Origin of the sequence: Pedobacter sp. Leaf170 (assembly GCF_920984665.1) — a bacterium.
Lineage (GTDB): Bacteria > Bacteroidota > Bacteroidia > Sphingobacteriales > Sphingobacteriaceae > Pedobacter.
Genome location: NZ_CAKLBP010000002.1, coordinates 539,890 through 560,350 on the forward strand (window position 1 = coordinate 539,890; position 20,461 = coordinate 560,350).

At 35.7% G+C, this 20,461-nt stretch carries 18 protein-coding genes; 11 read left to right on the plus strand and 7 right to left on the minus strand.

Going from position 1 to position 20,461, the window contains the following annotated elements; genetic code table 11:
• The first annotated feature begins 227 nt into the window (after positions 1-227).
• Positions 228-1,259, plus strand: coding sequence for a sensor histidine kinase (locus LUA90_RS07350; RefSeq protein WP_231458934.1), 1,032 nt, complete (start codon positions 228-230; stop codon positions 1,257-1,259).
• 60 nt (positions 1,260-1,319) lie between these two features.
• Complete coding sequence (locus LUA90_RS07355; RefSeq protein ID WP_231458935.1) at positions 1,320-2,069, plus strand: LytTR family DNA-binding domain-containing protein; 750 nt, start codon at positions 1,320-1,322, stop codon at positions 2,067-2,069.
• Between the two features lie 93 nt (positions 2,070-2,162).
• Here LUA90_RS07355 and LUA90_RS07360 read toward each other — a convergent pair whose 3' ends face one another.
• From LUA90_RS07360 to LUA90_RS07370, 3 genes are all read right to left on the minus strand, one after another.
• Positions 2,163-2,909 carry a 1-acyl-sn-glycerol-3-phosphate acyltransferase gene (locus tag LUA90_RS07360; protein ID WP_231458937.1) on the minus strand — a complete coding sequence of 249 codons (747 nt, stop codon included), beginning with the start codon at positions 2,907-2,909 and terminating at the stop codon, positions 2,163-2,165.
• 53 nt (positions 2,910-2,962) lie between these two features.
• A complete protein-coding gene (locus LUA90_RS07365) occupies positions 2,963-3,517 on the minus strand; it encodes an NUDIX hydrolase (protein WP_231458939.1) in 555 nt (184 codons plus the stop codon).
• 93 nt (positions 3,518-3,610) lie between these two features.
• A complete protein-coding gene (locus LUA90_RS07370) occupies positions 3,611-6,103 on the minus strand; it encodes an outer membrane beta-barrel family protein (protein ID WP_231458940.1) in 2,493 nt (830 codons plus the stop codon).
• Positions 6,104-6,309: 206 nt separating this feature from the next.
• Between LUA90_RS07370 and LUA90_RS07375 the strand changes: the two genes are divergently transcribed.
• On the plus strand, positions 6,310-7,245 hold the full coding sequence (locus LUA90_RS07375) for an NAD(P)-dependent oxidoreductase (RefSeq protein WP_231458945.1): 936 nt from the start codon (positions 6,310-6,312) through the stop codon (positions 7,243-7,245).
• On the opposite strand, the gene LUA90_RS07380 is transcribed toward LUA90_RS07375, so the two are convergent.
• The gene (locus LUA90_RS07380; protein ID WP_231458947.1) at positions 7,235-7,657 is read right to left on the minus strand and encodes a DUF6157 family protein; all 423 of its coding nucleotides are present in this window, start codon (positions 7,655-7,657) and stop codon (positions 7,235-7,237) included. The genes LUA90_RS07375 and LUA90_RS07380 overlap by 11 nt on opposite strands.
• Before the next feature lie 148 nt (positions 7,658-7,805).
• Here LUA90_RS07380 and LUA90_RS07385 point away from each other — a divergent pair, with 148 nt between their 5' ends.
• The 3 genes from LUA90_RS07385 (at position 7,806) to LUA90_RS07395 (ending at position 9,429) form a co-directional block, all read left to right on the plus strand.
• Positions 7,806-8,282, plus strand: a complete 477-nt coding sequence (locus tag LUA90_RS07385) for an OsmC family protein (protein ID WP_231458948.1) — start codon at positions 7,806-7,808, stop codon at positions 8,280-8,282.
• 173 nt (positions 8,283-8,455) lie between these two features.
• Entirely contained in the window at positions 8,456-8,929 is a 474-nt protein-coding gene (greA, locus tag LUA90_RS07390; protein WP_010603520.1) for a transcription elongation factor GreA, read from the plus strand.
• A gap of 101 nt (positions 8,930-9,030) precedes the next feature.
• On the plus strand, positions 9,031-9,429 hold the full coding sequence (locus LUA90_RS07395) for an HIT family protein (RefSeq protein ID WP_231458950.1): 399 nt from the start codon (positions 9,031-9,033) through the stop codon (positions 9,427-9,429).
• Between the two features lies 1 nt (position 9,430).
• Here LUA90_RS07395 and LUA90_RS07400 read toward each other — a convergent pair whose 3' ends face one another.
• The 3 genes from LUA90_RS07400 to LUA90_RS07410 form a co-directional block, all read right to left on the minus strand.
• Positions 9,431-10,321, minus strand: a complete 891-nt coding sequence (locus LUA90_RS07400) for a pirin family protein (RefSeq protein ID WP_231458951.1) — start codon at positions 10,319-10,321, stop codon at positions 9,431-9,433.
• Between the two features lie 115 nt (positions 10,322-10,436).
• Entirely contained in the window at positions 10,437-11,537 is a 1,101-nt protein-coding gene (locus tag LUA90_RS07405) for an NADH:flavin oxidoreductase (protein ID WP_231458952.1), read from the minus strand.
• Positions 11,538-11,549: 12 nt separating this feature from the next.
• Positions 11,550-11,852, minus strand: coding sequence for a helix-turn-helix transcriptional regulator (locus tag LUA90_RS07410; RefSeq protein ID WP_231458953.1), 303 nt, complete (start codon positions 11,850-11,852; stop codon positions 11,550-11,552).
• 172 nt (positions 11,853-12,024) lie between these two features.
• Between LUA90_RS07410 and LUA90_RS07415 the strand changes: the two genes are divergently transcribed.
• From LUA90_RS07415 to LUA90_RS07435, 5 genes are all read left to right on the plus strand, one after another.
• Positions 12,025-12,603 carry an RNA polymerase sigma factor gene (locus LUA90_RS07415; protein ID WP_231458955.1) on the plus strand — a complete coding sequence of 193 codons (579 nt, stop codon included), beginning with the start codon at positions 12,025-12,027 and terminating at the stop codon, positions 12,601-12,603.
• A 133-nt stretch (positions 12,604-12,736) separates the two neighbouring features.
• Entirely contained in the window at positions 12,737-13,909 is a 1,173-nt protein-coding gene (locus tag LUA90_RS07420) for a FecR family protein (protein WP_231458956.1), read from the plus strand.
• A gap of 215 nt (positions 13,910-14,124) precedes the next feature.
• Positions 14,125-17,481: a TonB-dependent receptor gene (locus tag LUA90_RS07425; protein ID WP_231490675.1), complete on the plus strand. Its 3,357-nt coding sequence runs from the start codon at positions 14,125-14,127 to the stop codon at positions 17,479-17,481.
• A gap of 12 nt (positions 17,482-17,493) precedes the next feature.
• Positions 17,494-19,002 (plus strand): RagB/SusD family nutrient uptake outer membrane protein, encoded by a 1,509-nt coding sequence (locus LUA90_RS07430; protein ID WP_231458958.1) that lies wholly within the window; start codon positions 17,494-17,496, stop codon positions 19,000-19,002.
• 11 nt (positions 19,003-19,013) lie between these two features.
• Entirely contained in the window at positions 19,014-20,435 is a 1,422-nt protein-coding gene (locus LUA90_RS07435) for a PKD domain-containing protein (protein ID WP_231490676.1), read from the plus strand.
• Positions 20,436-20,461 lie beyond the last annotated feature (26 nt).

Genomic DNA, 20,461 nt, shown 5'->3' on the forward strand with positions numbered 1-20,461 from the left:
TTCAAAGAAACAGAAGAAAAACAGGGTGCTAAAATCTATTATACCAAGTGTTAAAGATTATAGATGAACAGGTGATTTTGGCGTTGGTCGATAAATTTTGCCCGATAAGCCGTTGGTAGAAAAAAAATGCCCGTTGGTAGATTGTGTAATTAAATACAAGTTTCTTTATTTATTTTGGGGGATGATTTATTGTAAGCCAAAAAGCTTGCATTTCTGTTTTTATTAATATGAAGAAAAGTAAAGCACCATTAATACTAAATTCTATTTTTTGGGGGATAATCTCAATTTTTGTCATTTCGACAGTGCTTATGCAACCAGAGAAAATTACAATGAAAGATTATTTTCTTTCTATTGGTGTTTTTGGTCTGCTTAACGTATCTATATTTTACATCAATTATATTTTTCTAATACCTGAATTTGTTAAAAAGCGGAAAAAATATTGGGTTTATATTCTTTTGTTTGTAGTAACAATAATAGCTGTAGTATTGGTAAAAACAGTAATAGCAGTATTAAATCCGATAGAGATTTTACATTACGTAATGGATGGGAAACTTAAAGAACGTTCTGTTAATGAGTTTGTCATAGTTAGTTGTTTTGTTGCAGGTTTTTTTCTTGTAAGTAGCGGAATTGTACGTTTTATGGTAGATTGGTTTGATAGTGAACGTGTTCAACGCAACCTCGAAAGCGAGCGCCGAGAAATGGAACTTCAGTTTTTAAAATCGCAATTAAACCCACATTTTCTGTTTAATTCGTTAAACAACATATACTCATTGGCTTATCAAAAATCAGATAAAACCGCTGATGCGATTATGAAGCTATCTGAAATTATGCGTTACATGATTTACGAGAGTAATACGCCAACAGTTGCCCTAAGTAAAGAAGTTGATTATTTAAAGAACTACATTGAATTACAAAAAATCAGGTTTAAAGATGGTGCTTTTATAGAGATGACTTTAAATGGCGAAATTGATGACCAGAAAATTGTGCCTTTGATGCTAATTTCTTTTGTAGAAAATGCTTTTAAACATGGCGTAGTTACTGATGCTAATGAGCCAGTGAAAATTGATATTATCGCCAATCAAAAGATTTTGCACTTTAGTGTAATCAACAAAAAAAATAATCAAAATAAAGATGCGCAGGGTGGTGTTGGCTTGCCAAATGTTGAGCGTAGATTACAGCTTATTTATCCGGATAGATATAAATTAAATGTTGTAAATTCGCCTACACACTATACCTGCGAGTTAATGATTGATATCTAAAACCAAAGAAATCTCTAATTATTTATCAAAAAATTACAAGCAAATAAATTATTACCTAAGATGAACTTGAACTGTATTATTGTAGATGATGAACCACTAGCACTCGATATTTTAGAGGATTATATTTCAAAAGTACCTTTTTTAACGCTTACTAAAAGGTGCGAAAATCCGATTGAGGCTTTACAAATTGTTCAGGCTGGAGGTATAGATTTGGTTTTTCTTGATATTCAAATGCCAGAACTTACAGGGATACAGTTTTTAAAAATCGCAGGGAATAAATGTCATTTCATTTTAACAACTGCGTATCCTCAATATGCCTTAGAGAGCTATGATTTGAATGTTTCTGATTATTTGCTGAAACCCATCGCATTCGATCGTTTTTATAAAGCGGTAGAAAAAGTTCATAACCAGATGAAGCCCGCAGAAGTGAGTCCACCGCAAATTCAGCCTTTAATAACACCTGCGCCATTTTCAGGTTCTCCAAATCCAATACAGGATTTTATTTTTGTAAAAACGGAACATAAAATTCAAAAAATATATCTTCACGATATTTTATACATAGAAGGATTGAAGGATTACATTTCTATTTTTACTAAAGAGGAGCGTATCATTACCCTTCAAAGTATGAAAAAAATGGAAGAAGCTTTACCTGATAGTCAGTTTATCCGTGTTCATAAATCTTATATTGTTGCCATAGATAAAATTGAAAGCATTGAAAGAAGCAGGATTACCATTAACAAAAAAATTATCCCGGTAGGAGATACCTATAGAGATGAGTTTTTTAAAGTAATTGGAAATAAAAACATTTAGAGGATGTATGATTGATAAGGGAAGATTGATGATGGGAAACGGTTTTGCGGAATTAATTGTTTGTTTTAACCAATTATCTGAACAACCAGTAAACTAATCAAGTACTTTCTGATTCAATACTTTTCTGATTTCAGTCTCCACTTCCAGCGTTATTTCATTTGCGGTTTTTTCGCCTGGTTCGATAGGTTTTAAAACGGTCCACCTTAAAGCGTGGCCAGTCGTTAAAGGAAACATGCCAAAGCGTACAATTTTCCAAGAATTTTCTATTGCAATTGGAACAACCAAAGCATTTGGTACCACTTTCAGTAAAGTTGCAACGCCACCAAATTGAAAGGTTTTTACCTGGCCATCTTTAGCTCTTGTGCCTTCCGGAAATATAACTGTACTCCAGTTATTATCTTTCATTCTACGGCCTAGTTTAATAATTTCAGAAATTGCCTGCTTATTATCTTTCCTGTCGATGTTTGCACCACCACCTAAACGTAAGTTTATAGAAATGGATGGAATCCCTTTTGCTAGTTCAATTTTGGAAATAAATTTAGCATGATATTTTCTCAGGAACCAAATTAACGATGGAATATCATACATGCTTTGGTGGTTTGCGGCAAAAATTATCGGCCTATCAGTAGGCAGGTTCTGTGTATTTTTAAAGCTGATGGAATTAAAAAGGAAAATCTGGCAATATGTTAAAAAGAAATTTAACACATCAACAGATAATTTATGCGCTTTATATCCGCCAAATTTGTAGCAAAGCCATTGAATTGGGTGGAAAATGCAAAGGCTTAACGCGAAGAAAAAATAAAAAATTGGGCTAAGTATATAACCAAAAAGTTTGCTCATTTGGGCTTAAAAATTTTAGCAAATATAAAAATTAGATTTTATACCATTCAACACTATAAATCGCCAGTCATAAACATCAGCTTTGCTTTTAAAATTGCCGCTACGCTCATCGAATCTGTTATTTCTCCATGCTTAACCATTTGGTATGCCTCTTCAAAAGGCAATTTTTTTATTACCAACTCTTCAGTTTCTTCTGGCATAGCAATACCCTGAATCAAATCTGTTGCGATATAAATAATGCTTATTTCATCGCTTACCGAATTAGATAGGTGCATACGCTGAATTTCTTTCCAGTTTCTGGCACTCATTCCGGTTTCTTCTAATAATTCCCTTTGCGCACTTTTTAGCGGTTCTTCACCCAGCGGGCCACCACCTTCGGGGATTTCCCAACTGTAAGCTTTTAAAGGATAACGGTATTGCCCGACTAGCCAGGTGTTTTGGTCTTCATCCAAAGGTAAAATGCCAATAGCTAAATTTTTGAAATGAACTTCACCATAAATTCCTGCTCCGCCCGTCGGATTTATAACCTGATGTTCAGTTACACTAATCCAGTTGTTATCATACTTTAATTCACTTTGCAGCGTTTGCCAGGGATTGATTTCTTCCATAACTGCAAGATATAAAATGTGCAGATTTGTTAAGAATAAACTGCATAAAAAAGGCGTTCCGAATTATAGAAACGCCTGTAAGTTATTTATTGTTTAAAAAGAACCCTCATCAGGTCTGCTTTCTTGTTGCTCTTCTTTTTTATTCTTCTTCGTACTGTTAAACAAAGTTTTTCCGAAACGGTAAGAGAATGTTAAGTTACCCATTGTGCCTTGCATACGGCGTTGAAAATCAATCAGCGTAAAATTATCATCGGTTGTCATGCTCCATCTTCTGGTGTTAAACATATCTCTGATATTTAAGCTTAAAGATGCTTTTTTATTAGGGAAATCATATTTTGCACCACCATCAATACCATACATTGAGTTACGTTTACCTTGTGCCATTACTTCTGGTGCACGATAATCTCCACGAAACTGGAATGATAAATTTTTAATGGCAGTTATGTTTGCAGTTAAGTTTGCATTCCAGCTAAAGCCACTTCTATCCTGAATGCCGTATCTGGCGTCGCCTTCAATTTTCTGCTGATAAAGGTTTACGTTACTGGTAAAGTTTAATGCTTTAATTAAATCGAAACGACCAATTAACTCTAAACCACTATTTAACTGACGGGTTAAGTTTTGAGGCGTAGTGGTTATAATTCCATTCGCATCGGGCACACTTCTAACCCTTTGAATTACATCATTAGTTTGACGGAAATATAAGCTTGATGTTAAAGTAACTTTTTTCCAATATTTATTGTAGCCTAACTCGAATGAATGCACATCCTCTGGCAATAAATTAGGGTTACCGGCTCTGTAGTTTAATGGGTCAGAAACATCAAGAAACGGGTTTGTATCCCACGGGCGTGGACGGTTTACTCTACGTGTATAACTTAACTGTACCTGTTGTTCGTTCTTTAATTTCTGCGAAACAAAAACACTTGGGTATAATCTTTTATAATGGATATTGCCTTCGCTGTTTGTTAGTACGTTTCCATTGTAACCTTCTAAATAAGTATCTAAACGGGCATCTTCTGCTCTTAAACCTAATTGGTAACCAAAATCTTTAATTTGATTTTGATAGTTTAAATATAAAGCATGAACCTGATCTTTACTGCTGAAGGTATTGATCAGTTTATTGTTTCTAACGAAAATGTTGGTGTTCGTTAGTATCGAATCTGCATCCTGAGTATTATCTCCTAAACGAATCTGACTGCGGTAACCTGTTTCTATTTTACCGGCTTTACCAACTGGCAAAGTATAATCTGCTTGCACATTGTAGTTTGTATTATCTCCGGTATTAAAAATTCTTTGCAAACTTGGGTTAATGTTTACCGCATTGCCATTTATATTGGTAAAAGTAGTACTGTAATCCTGATCGTTATTATTTGTACCCGAAGAATAGCCAAAGTTAAAAGTTAACTCCTCTTTAGGCTTTGCAAATTTTTGCGAATAATCTAAATTTAAATCATAGCTATTTCCGCTACCGAGGTTATTATTTAGTCTGTTGCTTAATAAAACAGGATTTAAATTTCTACCTAACTGTCTGATATCAACAAATTCATCTCTATCATTTTCTCTCGAATTGAAACCTCCGGATAAACTTACCACGCTTTTTGGTGCTAAGTAATAATCAAGTCCGGCTTTAACGTTATGCCCCTTATCTAAAGAATTTGATGTTGTAGTTTGATTTGCAAATGCAGTTGAGCCAGTACTTTGTTTATAGGTAATATCTTGAAAGCCACCACCTAAACGATTTCCGTAACGGTAGCTGTAATTTCCATAAAGGTTAACCTTACTATTTTGAAAACTAAGGTTTGTATTTCCGTTGTAATTATCTCGGTTACCGGCACTTACTGCAACTGAACCATTAAAACCAAGTTTGGTGTTTTTCTTAAGTACAATGTTGATAATACCAGCCTGGCCTTCTGCATCGTATTTTGATGATGGATTGGTAATTAATTCAACACTTTCTATAGAACTTGCAGGGATAGATGCTAAAATTTGAGATACATTTCCGCCGGCAATTAACGATGGTTTTCCATCAATTAAAACCCGCACACCAGATGAACCACGTAAGCTTACATTACCATCAATATCAGTTGATACTGACGGTACATTAGCCAATAAATCTGTAGCCGAACCGCCTTCGCTTACTAAACTTTGATCTACAGAGAATACTTTTTTATCAATACCCATCTGCATAGCTGCTTTTTGGGCAGTAACTGTAACGTCTTTTAATACTGTACCAGCTGCGGCATTCATTTTAATATCGCCAAAATTTAGCGTTCCGGTAGCATCAGTTATCGTGATGTTATCCCTAACCATTGTTTGGTAGCCAACAAAACTCACTCTGAAAGTGTAGCTTCCGTTTGCTAAGTCAGGCATGGTAAATTTACCATCAATATCTGTTTGTGCTAATTTTGCATTTGCTTTAGTTTCCTTATTTACTAAAACGGCAGTTGCAAAAGCAATAGGTTCTTGTGTTTTGGCGTCTTTTAATACCCCGATGATTTTTGCTTTACCACCGGTTTGTGCAAATAAACTAAAGGAAGTGAAAAGTAAAAAAAAGGTGATTTTTATCGCTTTGTAATGTAGAAGTCTCATTAAATTTTTAAAGTTTTTGTTAATTTTCTTAAAGATTGACAAAGAAACGGCAAGGAAGTTTAAAACAAGTGCCGTAACTATTTTATTACAGCGCTTTAAGGGTAATATTTTTGTGGTCTTAGCCTAAACCTTTTAGTATTTATTAAAATTAAATTTTACTGTTAGATTTAATCTGCAAGTGAGTTTAATGTTACTTTTGCCATATCATGAGTAAAAAAATATTAATTGTTGATGATTTGCATCCTGCATTTAAGGAACAGGCTTTAAAGTTGGGTTATTTGGTAGATGACGAACCTTTAATTACACGTGCCGAAACTTTGGCAAAGATTAAAGATTATGATGGTATCGCCGTACGTACCAAATTTAGAATTGATGCAGAATTGTTTGCAGCCGCATCTAAACTTAAATTTGTAGCTCGTGCAGGTGCCGGTTTGGATAATATCGATGATAAAATTGCTTTTGAAAAAAATATCAGGCTTATAAATGCACCAGAGGGAAATTGTGACGCTGTTGGCGAGCATACAGTTGGTTTACTTTTATCCTTGATGAATAATTTCAGAAATGCCGACATTCAAATCAGAAACGGTATTTGGGATAGGGAAGGAAACCGCGGTTATGAATTGAAAGGCAAAAAAGTTGGGATAATTGGCTATGGTTTTATGGGGCAAAGTTTCGCAAAAAAGTTAGCTGGTTTTGAGGTTGATGTTATGGCTTACGACAAATACAAAACCGGATTTTCTGATGCTTTCGCACGTGAGGTGAGCATGGAAGAAATTGTTAAACATGCTGATGTATTGAGTTTACACATTCCCTTAACAACAGAAACCAAACAAATGGTTGACGATGAATATTTCTTCCATTTTAAAAAACCAATATTTTTTATAAATACGGCTCGTGGAGAAATTGCCAAAGTATCGGCCATATTAAATGCAGTAAATAGTGGCAAAATTTTAGGCGCTGGTTTGGATGTTTTAGAAACAGAAAAATTTCCTGCATTAGCAGAGCAAAACTGGTATAGCGATTTAAAACTACACGATAGAGTTATTTTAACGCCGCATGTTGGCGGATGGACTTTCGATTCTTATCGTAAAATATCTGAAGTGCTGGCCGAGAAATTAATTGCCATCGATTCTACTTTTTAGCAGAACGCATTGCCTTAATTTTTTTGATGTTGTTGTCGGCTAAAAATTGCTGATACTCTTTGGTTTCCATACCAAAAAGAGCAATTTTACCTTCGTTATTTGCATGTAAACCAAAGCCATATTGCTTGGTTAATGGAGAGGCTCTGAAACAAGCCTGACCTTTTGAAAAGAATTTTACTTTTGCATCATTTTCTTCTTCTTTCGAAATATCACTTCGCTCTATAAATACATTGAATAAAACATCATCGGATGTGTATTTGTAAGGATTTTTTGCAATTATCTCAAATTGAATTTCTGCAATAGTTTTATCCTTTCCTTTTGCTTTAGGGTGGCTTCCTGAAATCGCTTTACTATCTTCAGCAATTTCTATAAATGTATTGTAGTAGTTTGTGCTGTGTAATTTATCTTTCATGGCTATCTGTTTTTATGAACTTTCTAGATTTTTCAAATTACTGATTTCAGGCAATTTTTAATAATAAATTTGCTATGCTTTCAATTTATCCATGTGTTTATCAATCTTAAATTCTTAAATTGGCAATACAATTCTAACTAATTATATCATGCCGAAAGAACATCAATATTCTACAACTGTAACATGGACTGGCAATAAAGGCTCAGGTACGATGGATTATCGCTCGTACGATCGCGATTATCTCATCTCCGTAAAAGGTAAAACTGATATTTCAGGTTCTTCAGATTCTGCCTTTTTAGGCGATAAATCGAAACACAATCCCGAAGATTTATTATTAGCCTCCATTTCGAGCTGCCACATGCTTTGGTATTTGCACTTATGCTCTAAAAACGAAATTGTAGTTATCGATTATAATGATAATGCTGTTGGAATAATGGAAGAATCGGCAGATGGCGGCGGTAAGTTTAAGGAAGTAACACTGAACCCAGCTGTACTGATTGCAGATAAAGCACATATAGAACTGGCTGAAACATTACACAAAGAGGCTAATAAAATGTGTTACATTGCAAATTCACTCAATTTTCCGGTTAAACATCAAGCACAAACCAAGGCTGAGAATGGCTAATTGTTATAATTTTTTTTTTTGAAAATTGTCAAAACTTTAAAATCATAATGATTTATTTGCTTTTGTAATTTAAGCATTTTATCTTCGTTATAATTGAAGCAAGACTATGTAGCAAAACCAACTACATAGTCTTGTTTGTTTTTTATAGGCTTTACAACAAAATTAATTGAGCAATGACAGAGGTAACGTATTACACACAAGAAGGATTAGATAAATTGAAAGAGGAAGTTCATTATCTAACAACTACGGGCCGTCAGCTAATATCAAAAGCAATTGCTGAGGCGAGAGATAAAGGGGATTTATCTGAGAATGCGGAGTATGACGCAGCAAAGGAAGCTCAGGGCTTACATGAAGCTAAAATAGCAAAACTAAAAAACACATTGGCTAATGCCCGTCTTATTGATGAGTCTAAATTAGATTTATCAAAGGTTTTGGCATTATCTATCGTTAAAATAAAAAATGTAAAAAACGGTGCAACCATGACTTATCAGTTGGTTGCAGAAAGCGAAGCTGATTTAAAAACCGGAAAAATTTCAGTTAAATCTCCTATTGCACAAGGCTTACTGGGCAAATCTGTTGGCGAATTTGCCGAAATAGAAGTGCCTGCAGGCAAAATGCAATTCGAAGTTTTAGAAATTTCACGTTAAGATAAAAGGCGGAGGAACTACTCCGCCTATCAAACCTTACACTTTCCACTTTAAACCTTACACTTTCCACTTTAAACTTTCCACTTTAAACTTTCCAACACATGTCTATCTTTTCAAAAATCGTTTCAGGAGAAATTAGTGCGCACGTTGTAGCAGAAACTGTAGAGTATTTAGCTTTTTTAGATATTCAGCCTTTAACTGCCGGACATGTTTTGGTGATTCCAAAAATAGAAACCGACTATATTTTTGATATGGAAGAAGATTTATATGTTGGTATGTGGATGTTCGCAAAAATTGTTGCCAAGGGCGTTAAAGAAGCCTTTCCTTGCAAAAAAGTTGGTGTATCCGTTATTGGATTAGAAGTTCCACACGCACATATTCATTTAATTCCGATGAATAATGTTAGCGATATGAACTTCAGCAAAGAAAAGCTTAAACCAACTGAGGAAGAACTTGCCGATGCTGCTCAGAAAATAAGAGAAGCTTTGTTAGAACAATAACTTAGCGTTTAATAAATTTGCTTTGGTCGGGTAGGGGAACAAATCCTGTTTCACCCGGTACAGGTTTGTAGCTTTGATTTAGCCATTTCGTTTTGGCTTCTTCTATCAGCTGCTTATCCGTAGCTACGAAATTCCAATACATAAAGCGTTCTTCCGGAAATGGTGTTCCGCCAAATATGTAAACTGTAGTATTTTCGTTCATATCGAATTCGCAAAGTGTTGCATCATTTGCAATTAAAATATTTTTTGGCTCAAAAATATTTCCATCACTTTCAACAGACCCTTCTAAAATATACAGCGCACTTTCTCCGAATAAATCTTTACCAATATTTACCTTTTGCTTAGCTGTACTTTTAATCTCGATAAAATAAAGCGGACTGTAAACCGGCACTGGTGATTTGTGGCCAAATGCCTCGCCCGCTATTAATTTAAAACTCAATCCATCTTTTTCCCAATGGGGGATGTCTTTTTCTTCCGCATGGAAAAATTCAGGATCCATTTGTTCCAGTTCTTTAGGTAAGGCAACCCATATTTGTAAGCCGTGTAATACTTTATCTGTAGTTCTTAAATATTCAGGCGTTCTTTCAGAATGTACAATTCCGCTACCTGATGTCATCCAGTTTACCTGCCCCGGCTTAATCACTATATTGGTTCCTAAGCTATCGCGGTGTGTAATTTCTCCCTCAAATAAAAAGGTTAAGGTAGATAAACCGATGTGCGGATGTGGCGCAACATCTAAATTCTCATGATCGTTCATCGCCGCTGGCCCCATGTGATCAATAAATGAAAATGGACCAACCATTCTTTTTTCGCGAAATGGAAGTAAGCGGCCAACCATAAAGTTGCCAATATTTGCCGGGCGTTCTTCTATAATCAATTTAATGTTCGACATGAGATGGGTTTTTACGATGTGAATTTAATTAAAACTTTACAAAAAAAGCGAAGTATGAAGTATCTTGCTGATGGCTTCATACTTCGCTTTACGAAGTTCTAAACTATTTATCAACTTACACCAGTTCTGCTAAAGCTTCTTTTGTAAAGCCTTTAAGCTCATCAGTTTTATCGTTTTTAATTTTTTCTACCCAGTTTGGATCAGCCAAAAGCGGTCGGCCAACTGCAACTAAATCAAAATCACCTCTATCCATTCTGCGAACTAATTCATCAAGCGAACTTGGTTGTGAACTTTGACCTGCAAATGCACCAAAGAAATCTCCGTCTAAACCAACAGAGCCAACTGTAATTGTTGCTTTTCCGGTTAATTTTTTAGCCCATCCAGCAAAATTTAAGTCAGAACCTTCAAATTCCGGTTCCCAGAAACGGCGTTGCGAGCAATGGAAAATATCGATTCCTGCATCTGCAAGTGGCGTTAACCATTGCTCCATCTCGTTTTCGTTTTTGGCTAATTTAAAGTCGTAAGCTGCGGGTTTAAACTGAGATAAACGGATGATTAAAGCGAAATCTTCACCTACTCTTTTGCGTACCTCTTTTATTACTTCTACAGCAAATCTACTTCGTTCTGCCAATGTTTTGCCACCGTAAATATCTGTGCGGTTATTTGTAGCGTCCCAAAAAAACTGATCAATTAAGTATTGATGGGCACCATGAATTTCAACTGTTTCAAAACCTAATGCTTTTGCATCTGCTGCTGCTTGCCCAAAAGCGGCAATGGTATCAGCAATTGCCGAATCGGTCATTGCAATGCCGTTTTCAAAACCCGGACTGTTAAAACTCGAAGGGCCTTCAAATGGAGCGCTTGGCAGCCAGCCTGATGCATGATTAGCCGAAATGCCCTGGTGCCAGATTTGTGGTCCCATTTGTCCGCCATTAGCATGAACATCATTAATTACTTTTTGCCAACCAGCTAATGCATTCTCGCCATAAAAATGAGGAATGTTAGGATCGGCAGATGATGATGGACGGTTAATTACTGTACCTTCTGAAAGAATTAAACCAACTTCTCCTGCGGCTCTTTTTGCATAATATGCGGCAACATCCTTAGTTGGAACGCCATCTGGCGAGAAAGATCTCGTCATTGGAGCCATCACAATTCTATTTTTAATATTTAAAGTTTTAAGGCTAAAAGGCCTAAATAAACTATCTGTATTCATTTTATTTTATTTTTAAAGTTCTGAATTAAAAATTTTAGCTAATTCTTCTATACCTACCTGATTGCGTTTATAATACGTCCATTGGCCAATTCGCGTTGCGCATACCAAATCTGCCCTTTGCAAAATAGAAAGGTACTCGGAAATTGTACTTTGAGATAAACCAGCTTTATTTTGAATTTGACCAACACAAACCCCGATGTTTTCGAAATCGGCATTGGGCTGTTCGTTAAAATGTATTGCAGGCTCTTTTAACCAGTTTAAAATTTGTAAACGGGTTTTGTTAGAAAGTGCCTTAAATATTTCTACCTGATCCATAACACAAAGGTATATCGGTTTTTCCCGATATGCCAATATAATTTATAAGATTACAAATCTATGTTTAAGGTTATAATACGAGCTTATAAATCGATTAAACAAAATATGCTTTGTTAAAATATTTAGAATTTAACTCAAACTATTGCTTACATTCGTTAATCATTCTAACCAAATGGCTAACTATAAATTATTCACAGACAACGAACTTTTCGAACTGATTCAGCTTAGAGATAAAGCTGCCTTTGAGGAAATATACGAGCGTTTTAACGGTTTGTTGTTTATTTATGCCTTTAAATTGGTTACGGATAAAGAAGATGCGAGAGATATTGTTCAAGAGATATTTGTTTATTTATGGAGCAATCAAAACATTAAAATTAAGTCTCAGTTATCATCATATTTATATACGGCAATACGCTACAAAGTTTTCGATTGGTTAGATAAGAATAAGTCAAAATCAAACTATTTACTTTCGTTAGGCGATTTTGCTGAACAAGGAAATTGCATCACCGAAGATTACCTTCGTGAAAAGGAATTTGCATCGATAATTGAGAAAGAAGTAAGTTTATTGCCGCCAAAAATGAGGCAAATTTTTGAGATGAGCCGTCAGCAACATCTATCGCAAAAAGAAATTGCTCAACTACTTCATCTATCTGATAAAACCGTAAAAAAACAAATGAGCAATGCCTTAAAAGTTTTGCGTTTAAAGCTAACTTCATTAATTTCAATTGCATTCTTATTATTTTTAAGATAGTTTTTTAATTCATAATAGCCCTTTCATCGGCTCCCATGCCACATTTTAAAAAAATTTAAAAAAATATTTTATTTTATCTACTACCTAAGGGCCTTGTATCCTACATGTATTTAATAGCCAAATATATTTAGTGATGAATAAAGCTGAAGTTGAAAAACTTTTAGAAAAATATCGGGATGGACTTTGTACCGAGCAAGAAATTGCTTTGATAGAATCGTGGCATCTTCAAGAAATTTCAAGAAAAAAATCTGATTTAAGCCAGGATGATATCAGTGAAGCCAGGAATAAAATATGGCAATCCATTGAAGTGCAAACAGATTTAAAATCAACACCAAATTATAAATTGTGGATTAAAGTTGCTGCGGCAGCTGTTGTGCTATTTTTTATTGGTTTTGTAATTAAAACTCAAGTCACAAAATCTTTTAAAGAAAACGAATTTGTTAACAATAAGTTAGAAGGGATTAAGCCTGGTGGTAACAAGGCTACATTGACTTTGGCTGATGGTTCTAAAATTTCGTTAACCGATGCTACAAACGGTATTATTGCAAAGCAAGCTGGGATTAACATCACTAAAACACGTAATGGAGAATTAATTTATACCGTATCATCTCAACCTAACAATAAATCAAATAATTTATTCAATACAATAGAAACGCCCCGCGGCGGTCAATATCAAATCAATTTGCCCGATGGTACAAAGGTTTGGTTAAATGCAGAATCTTCCTTAAAATATCCAACAAGTTTTAGTAATGCTGAGCGCATTGTGGAGCTCAAAGGCGAGGCCTATTTTGAGGTGGCGAAATTGGCCAATAAAAATGGCGTTCGTGTTCCTTTTAAAGTGAATAGTGAAATTGGTATTGGCAAAAATCAACAGGTTGAGGTTTTAGGAACACATTTTAATATCAATGCTTATGCAAATGAACCCAATAACAAAACAACTTTATTGGAGGGTAGCGTAAGGGTTTTAAATTTGAATTCTACTGCTGCTAATATTTTAAAACCTGGTCAGCAATCAACCATTTCGCCATCATCTACATTCGTTATGGTTAGAAATGTTGATGCCGAAGATGCTATCGCATGGAAAGATGGTTTTTTCAGTTTTAACGATGAGAACCTGCAAACAATCATGAATAAGATTTCTCGCTGGTACAATGTAGATATCGATTATCGGGGAGCAAAAATGGATAAACTTTTTGGGGGAAAAATTTCTCGTTTTAATAGTGTGAACGAAGTTTTGGAAACATTACAAGCTACAGGCGATGTTCATTTTAAGATAGAAGAAAGGAGGATTTTAGTTATGCCTTAAACTTATACTTTTTTCGTCATTTATGATGGTGTTAGAATACAGCATAGCTAAAAAAAACCGGAAGCGCGGCAACGCTCCCGGAGTACATCAGGGCTTTATTCTAATCGTAAAATTGTGAGATACAACTATTAATAAACCTAATAACCAAATATATGAATTTTTATACTGAATGGTTTCCCAATCCAAAGGGGCGCCTATCTAAATTTTTGTTGATTATGAAATTGACTTTTGTCTTATTAATCACTACGTTTCTTCAAATCAGTTACGGTGCCAAAGCGCAAAATGTAACGCTCTCAGAAAAAAACACCCAACTGCTAAAAATTTTTCGGAAGTTGAATAAAAGTGTTGGTTATAGTTTTTTATACAACACCGATCTTTTAAAAGAAGCAAAGCCAGTAACCATCGATGTAAAAAACATTGATATTAACGAAGCTTTAATACAAATTTTTAAGGAACAGCCACTTGGCTATACCATTAAGAATAACACAATAATTATCCACAAGAAAGCATTAAACGGCTCGCCGTTATTAATGCGCAGCTATGCCGATATAAAGGGTAAAGTTGTAGATGAAACCGGCGCACCCATGGTTGGTGCAAGTGTTAAGGTTAAAGGTTCAAATCAAGGAACCATGACTGATGTTAATGGTGCATTTACATTAAAAACGGTAGAAGACAACGCAATTATTGTGGTGTCTTATATTGGTTACGAAAGTAAAGAAGTGGCGGCAACATCTGCAACTGCCATATCAGTACAAATGGTACCGCAAGCGGGAGTTTTGGCCGATGCTGTAGTTATTGGTTATGGAACACAAAAGAAAAGTGTGGTAACCGGTGCGATATCTCAGGTAAAGGCAACTGATTTAGAGAATATGCCTGTTGTACGTGTAGAGCAATCTTTACAAGGCAGAACTTCAGGTTTAACCATAACAACCTCTTCCGGTCAGCCAGGTGAAGGTGCAACATTGCGTATACGTGGTACAACTTCAATTAATAACAGTGAAGCCTTGTATATTGTTGATGGGGTGCAAGTTGGTGGTGGTATTGATTACCTAAATCAGGCAGATATCGAATCTATCGAAGTGTTAAAAGATGCTGCTTCGGGTGCTATATATGGTGCCAGAGCCGCAAATGGTGTTATCATTATTACTACAAAAAAAGGGAGTAAAAATGGAAGAATGGCGGTTAATTACAATACCTATTTAGGTACACAGGCGCCTTCTCGCAAATTAGATTTGTTAAACGCTACGCAGTATGCAACCATTTATAATGAGGCAGAATATGCCCGTAACCCGGCTTTAACAACGCCAAGGTTTCCAAATCCAAAATCATTAGGCGAAGGAACAGATTGGCAGGCTGCTGTTTTTAATAATGATGCAAGAATCCAAAATCATGAATTAAGTATTAGCGGAGGTAATGATAAATCTACCTATTACAGCTCTTTTGGATATTTTGATCAGGATGGAATTGTAGCCACAAGCAACTCTAATTATAAAAGATTTACGGCTAGATTTAACTCAGAACATCAGTTAACCAAGGCCATAAAGTTTGGCCAAACTATTGGTTATACCAGGGTAAATTCTGTTGGTGTTGGTACCAATACAGAATATGGTTCTCCACTTAACAGGGCAATTAATATCGACCCAATTACACCGATAATTGAGACAGACCCGGCAAAATACGGTGCTGCTCCATACATCGGTAATCCGGTTGTTAGAAATGAAGCTGGTTTTCCATACGGAATTTCACAATATGCTCAATCTGAAATTTTAAATCCGATAGCAGCTTTACAAGTGGCTCAAGGCAAAGGCTGGTCTGATAAAGTAGTTGCCAATGCATTTGTTGAAGCAGAAATTATTAAAGGTTTAAAAGTACGTTCTCAAGGCGGCGTAGACTTAGCTTTTTGGGGTAGCGAAGGCTTTACACCAATTTATTATTTAAATTCAATAAACCAGACTACCATAACATCTTATAACAGAAATTCTAATAGAGGATTATTTTATTCTTTAGAGAATACCATCAGTTATAATAAACAAATTGCCAAACATAATGTAACCGGTTTAATTGGCTATTCTTTCCAAAAGAACAGAGGTGAAACCCAAGGCGGTACAAAAGATGGTATTCCGGTTAATAACATAAAAGATGCTTCCTTACAATTTCCGGTTTCAAGAGCGAATGATGTTTTCTACGGTGGAGAATACCTAAACACATTAAATTCTGCTTTTGCCAGATTAACTTATAATTATGATGAAAAATATCTTTTAACAGGTATTATCAGAAGAGATGGTTCATCCCGTTTCGGTCCAAATAACAAATTCGGATATTTCCCTTCAGCATCAGTTGGATGGGTAGCAAGTAGAGAAGATTTCTTTCCAAAAAACGATTATGTAACCTTCTTAAAATTTAGAGGATCTTACGGTGTTGTTGGTAACGATAATATTGGAGACTTTAGGTATTTATCTACTGTTAGTGGTGGCAGAAACTACACTTTAGGTACTTCGGCAGGTTTAAATAATGGGGTTAGTCCGGATGCGCTTTCAAACCCTGATTTAAAATGGGAGCAAACATCATCAACAGATATCGGTGTTGATATGAATTTATTCGGAAACTTTACCCTTACCGCAGATTGGTACAAGAAAAAAACATCAGGTATGTTGTTGCAAATTGCTGTACCAGGTTATGTAGGTAATGCAGGCCCAATCGGTAACATAGCCGATTTATCTAACAAAGGCTTTGAATTGGAACTTGGTTACAATAAAAGATTTGGCGATTTATCTGTAAAAGTTAATGCAAATGGTGCCTTTGTAAAAAATAATATCGATTATTTGGGCGATGATAAAGAATATCTTGGTGGCCAAACGGTAACTCCTCAAGCTTTAGAAATAACCCGTACAAAAGTGGGTTACTCAATTGGCTCTTTTTATGGATACAGAAGTGATGGTTTATTTCAAAATCAAGCGCAAATAAATAATTATAAAAATCAGGGTGGCTCGTTAATTCAGCCAAATGCTAAACCTGGTGATATTAAATTTATTGATTTGAATGGCGATGGACAAATAAATAACGATGACCGCGAAATTATTGGTAACCCAACGCCAAATTTCACCTATGGTATGAACATCAATTTAGCCTACAAAGGCTTTGATTTAGTTGCTTTAGGTCAGGGCGTTTCGGGCAATCAAATCTTTAATGCATTAAGAAGATTCGATTTACCAACAGCTAACTATACTACTGCAATTTTAAACAGATGGACCGGAGAAGGAACCAGTAATTCTATCCCACGTGTTACGTTGGATGATGCAAATCAAAATTACAGTCGCGTATCTAGCATATTTTTAGAAAGTGGTTCTTATTTCCGCATAAAAACGCTTCAGATTGGCTATAGTTTACCAAAAAATCTAATTAAAAAAGCTGGGTTGGATAAGCTAAGATTTTATGTAATGGCTAATAACCTGGTAACTTTTACAAAATATACAGGTTACGACCCGGAAATTGGTGGCGGTAGTTATGGTGTAGATCGTGGTTTCTATCCACAGGCAAGAACTTTCTTCGCCGGTTTAAATGTTGGTTTCTAATTAGTAAGAAAAATGAACAATAAAAAATTTAAAGGCTTAACGGCAATAGTTGCCTTAATGCTAATTTTTGTATCGTGTAAGAAAGAGTATTTAGAATTAACACCCAGAGGTACTGCTTTAGAAGATAATTTTTATAAAAATGAAAACGAGGTAATGCAGGGTGTTATTTCGGTATATGATGTAATACAATGGGGCACAACAGGTGGATATACAATGAAAATGCCGCTTTTAAGTGCTGCATCTGATGATTGTTTTGCGGGTGGAAGTAGTGCATCTGACCAACCAAATTGGGTTGCATATGATAATTTTAATATGAACTCCGGCCTTGGTCCGCAGATAGGTTTGTGGAATAAAAGTTACTCGGGGATAAACCGGGCAAACGTAATTTTAAGTAAAATAGATAAAGCTACATCACTAAATGCTGCTTTTAAAACAAGAGTTGTTGCTGAGGTGAAATTTTTAAGGGCTTATTTCTATTTCGACTTGGTAAGGTGGTTTGGTAATGTTCCGTTAATAACAAAAGTTTTAGAAACTAATGAACTTTACGACAGAACTCAATCAACACCAGCACAAATTTATGCACAAATCGAGAAGGATTTAAGAGAAGCGATTCCTGGTTTACCGAATACAATTTCTACAGCTGAGAAAGGTAGAATATCTCAAGGTGCTGCAAAAGCTCAATTGGGTAAAGTTTTATTGTATCAAAACGATAATACTAAATTAACAGAAGCTGCAACTTTATTTGAGGATGTAAATCGCGTTGGCAATGTTTACGGCTATACGCTACTTCCAAACTATGCAGATATATTCAGCCCTAACAATAAGTTCAATAGCGAATCTATTCTTGAAATTCCTCATTCAAGTAATTCTGCCTGGTCTGATTGGGGTTACATCAATGGCGGCGAGGGAAATGTTGCCCCACAGTTTGTGGGTATGGACGGATACAATGGCGATACATTCTCTAGCGGATGGGGCTTTTGTCCGGTAACGCTTGATTTAGTGGGTGTGATGAAAAACGATCCACGCTTTGCTGCAACTATTATAGATGGAGCGGCACTTAAAGCAAACGGAGGTACTTACAACGCCCGTTATCAAAACACTGATTATTTTATCAAAAAATATGCACCGTTAAAAGCTTTTCGTTCTGCAAGTGGTGTAGCTGAGCAAAACTGGCCGATGAATGAGATCGAAATTCGCCTTGCGGATACTTATCTAATGCAAGCCGAAGCCTTAGTAAGAAGCGGAGGTAATGCAACCAGGGCAAAAGAATTGCTTGATGCTGTAAGAGCGAGAGTTGGTTTAGCTTCTGTTCCGGCAACTTTAGATAATATTTACGCAGAGCGTAGATTGGAATTGGCTACAGAAGGACATCGCTTTTTCGATTTAGTAAGAACCGGCCGTGCGGTAGCTGTATTAGGCGCTCAGGGTTTTAAGGCCGGGAAGAGCGAATACCTTCCCATTCCATTAAATGAAATTGAAGTTACAAAAGGTAGCATCAAACAAAATCCGGGTTATAACTAATTTATAGTGAAATGAAATTACTTAAAAACAAAATAAAAGTATCAATCTTACTAAGTTTTAGCTTGCTACTTAGCTTTATGGTTTCTTGTAAAAAAACAGAAACAAGTAAAGATATAGGAATGCCTCCAACCGAGGCTCAGATTCAGTTTACTGCTGCTCCTACATCAACTAATCCAAATATAATTGCTTTTAAAAGCGCTTATAATGGTATTAATGCACATTGGGATTTCGGTAACGGTGCCAGCGCAGATGGTAATGATGTTCAGTCATCATACCCAATTGCCGGAACTTACACCGTAAAGCTAACCATACTTGCTGATGGAGGAACGGTTTCAACTACAAAAACGATTACCATTGCTTCAACAAATACAAGTATGTTAAGCGATCCGGCATATACCTTGCTTTCCGGAGGTATATCTAATACAGCAGGAAAAACATGGGTAATTGATCAAACTCAACCTGGGCACTTAGGTGTTGGCCCTATTACCTCGCAAGCTCCAGATTGGTATCAGGCAGGTCCAAATGAGAAGGCCGGATTAGGTTTTTATGATGATGAAATGACTTTTACAATGGGTTCTACATCGTTGAAATATACCTACGCTAATAACGGGACAACATTTGCAAATGCATCAAATGCCCCGGGAATTGGCGGCCCTGCCGGAAGTAATGATCCAACAGTTAATTACACACCGCCAACAAATTTAACATGGATATTAAATGATGTTAATGGAACCAAATACATCAATTTAAGCAGTACTGGTTTTATATCTTACTACTTAGGTGTATCGTCATACCAAATTCTTTCACTTACAGCTGATGAAATGTGGTTAAGATGCTTAGACAAAGCAAATGCGGGTAATGCCTGGTATTTAAAATTAATTAGAAAAGGTTATGTCAGGCCAATTATTCCGCCGGTTCAAAAACCAATTCAGGCGGCTAACCTGTCAGATGATTTTCAGTTAAGCACAGGTATGGCATGGCTTACCGAAAATATGGATTTTAATAGAAACTATGATAATCCGGCCAGGTTCCCTGTAAATACATCTTCAAAAGTTGGTTATTACGAGAAAAGAAATGGCAATGATGGTCAATACGGAAATTTAAATATTACACTTCCTTATCGTTTTGATTTAACATCCAAAAACAAAATCAGACTTAAAGTATTTATCCCGGGAGGAAATGATTTTACTAAAGTTGCGCCAACCGTATCTGTTAAATTGCAAAATTCTTTGCTAGGTGGAAATGCATGGCAAACTCAGATCGAAATTGTTAAAACTATTACAAGCGCTCAATACAATACTTGGGTTCAATTAGAATTTGATTATGCTGCATCAGCTAGTCAAACTTTATATGATAAGATTGTAGTGCAGTTAGGTGGTGAAGGACACCCGAATCCAGGTATCTTCTATATCGATGATTTCGAATTTAAATAATATTTAAGCAGCAGTTTGAAAATAAT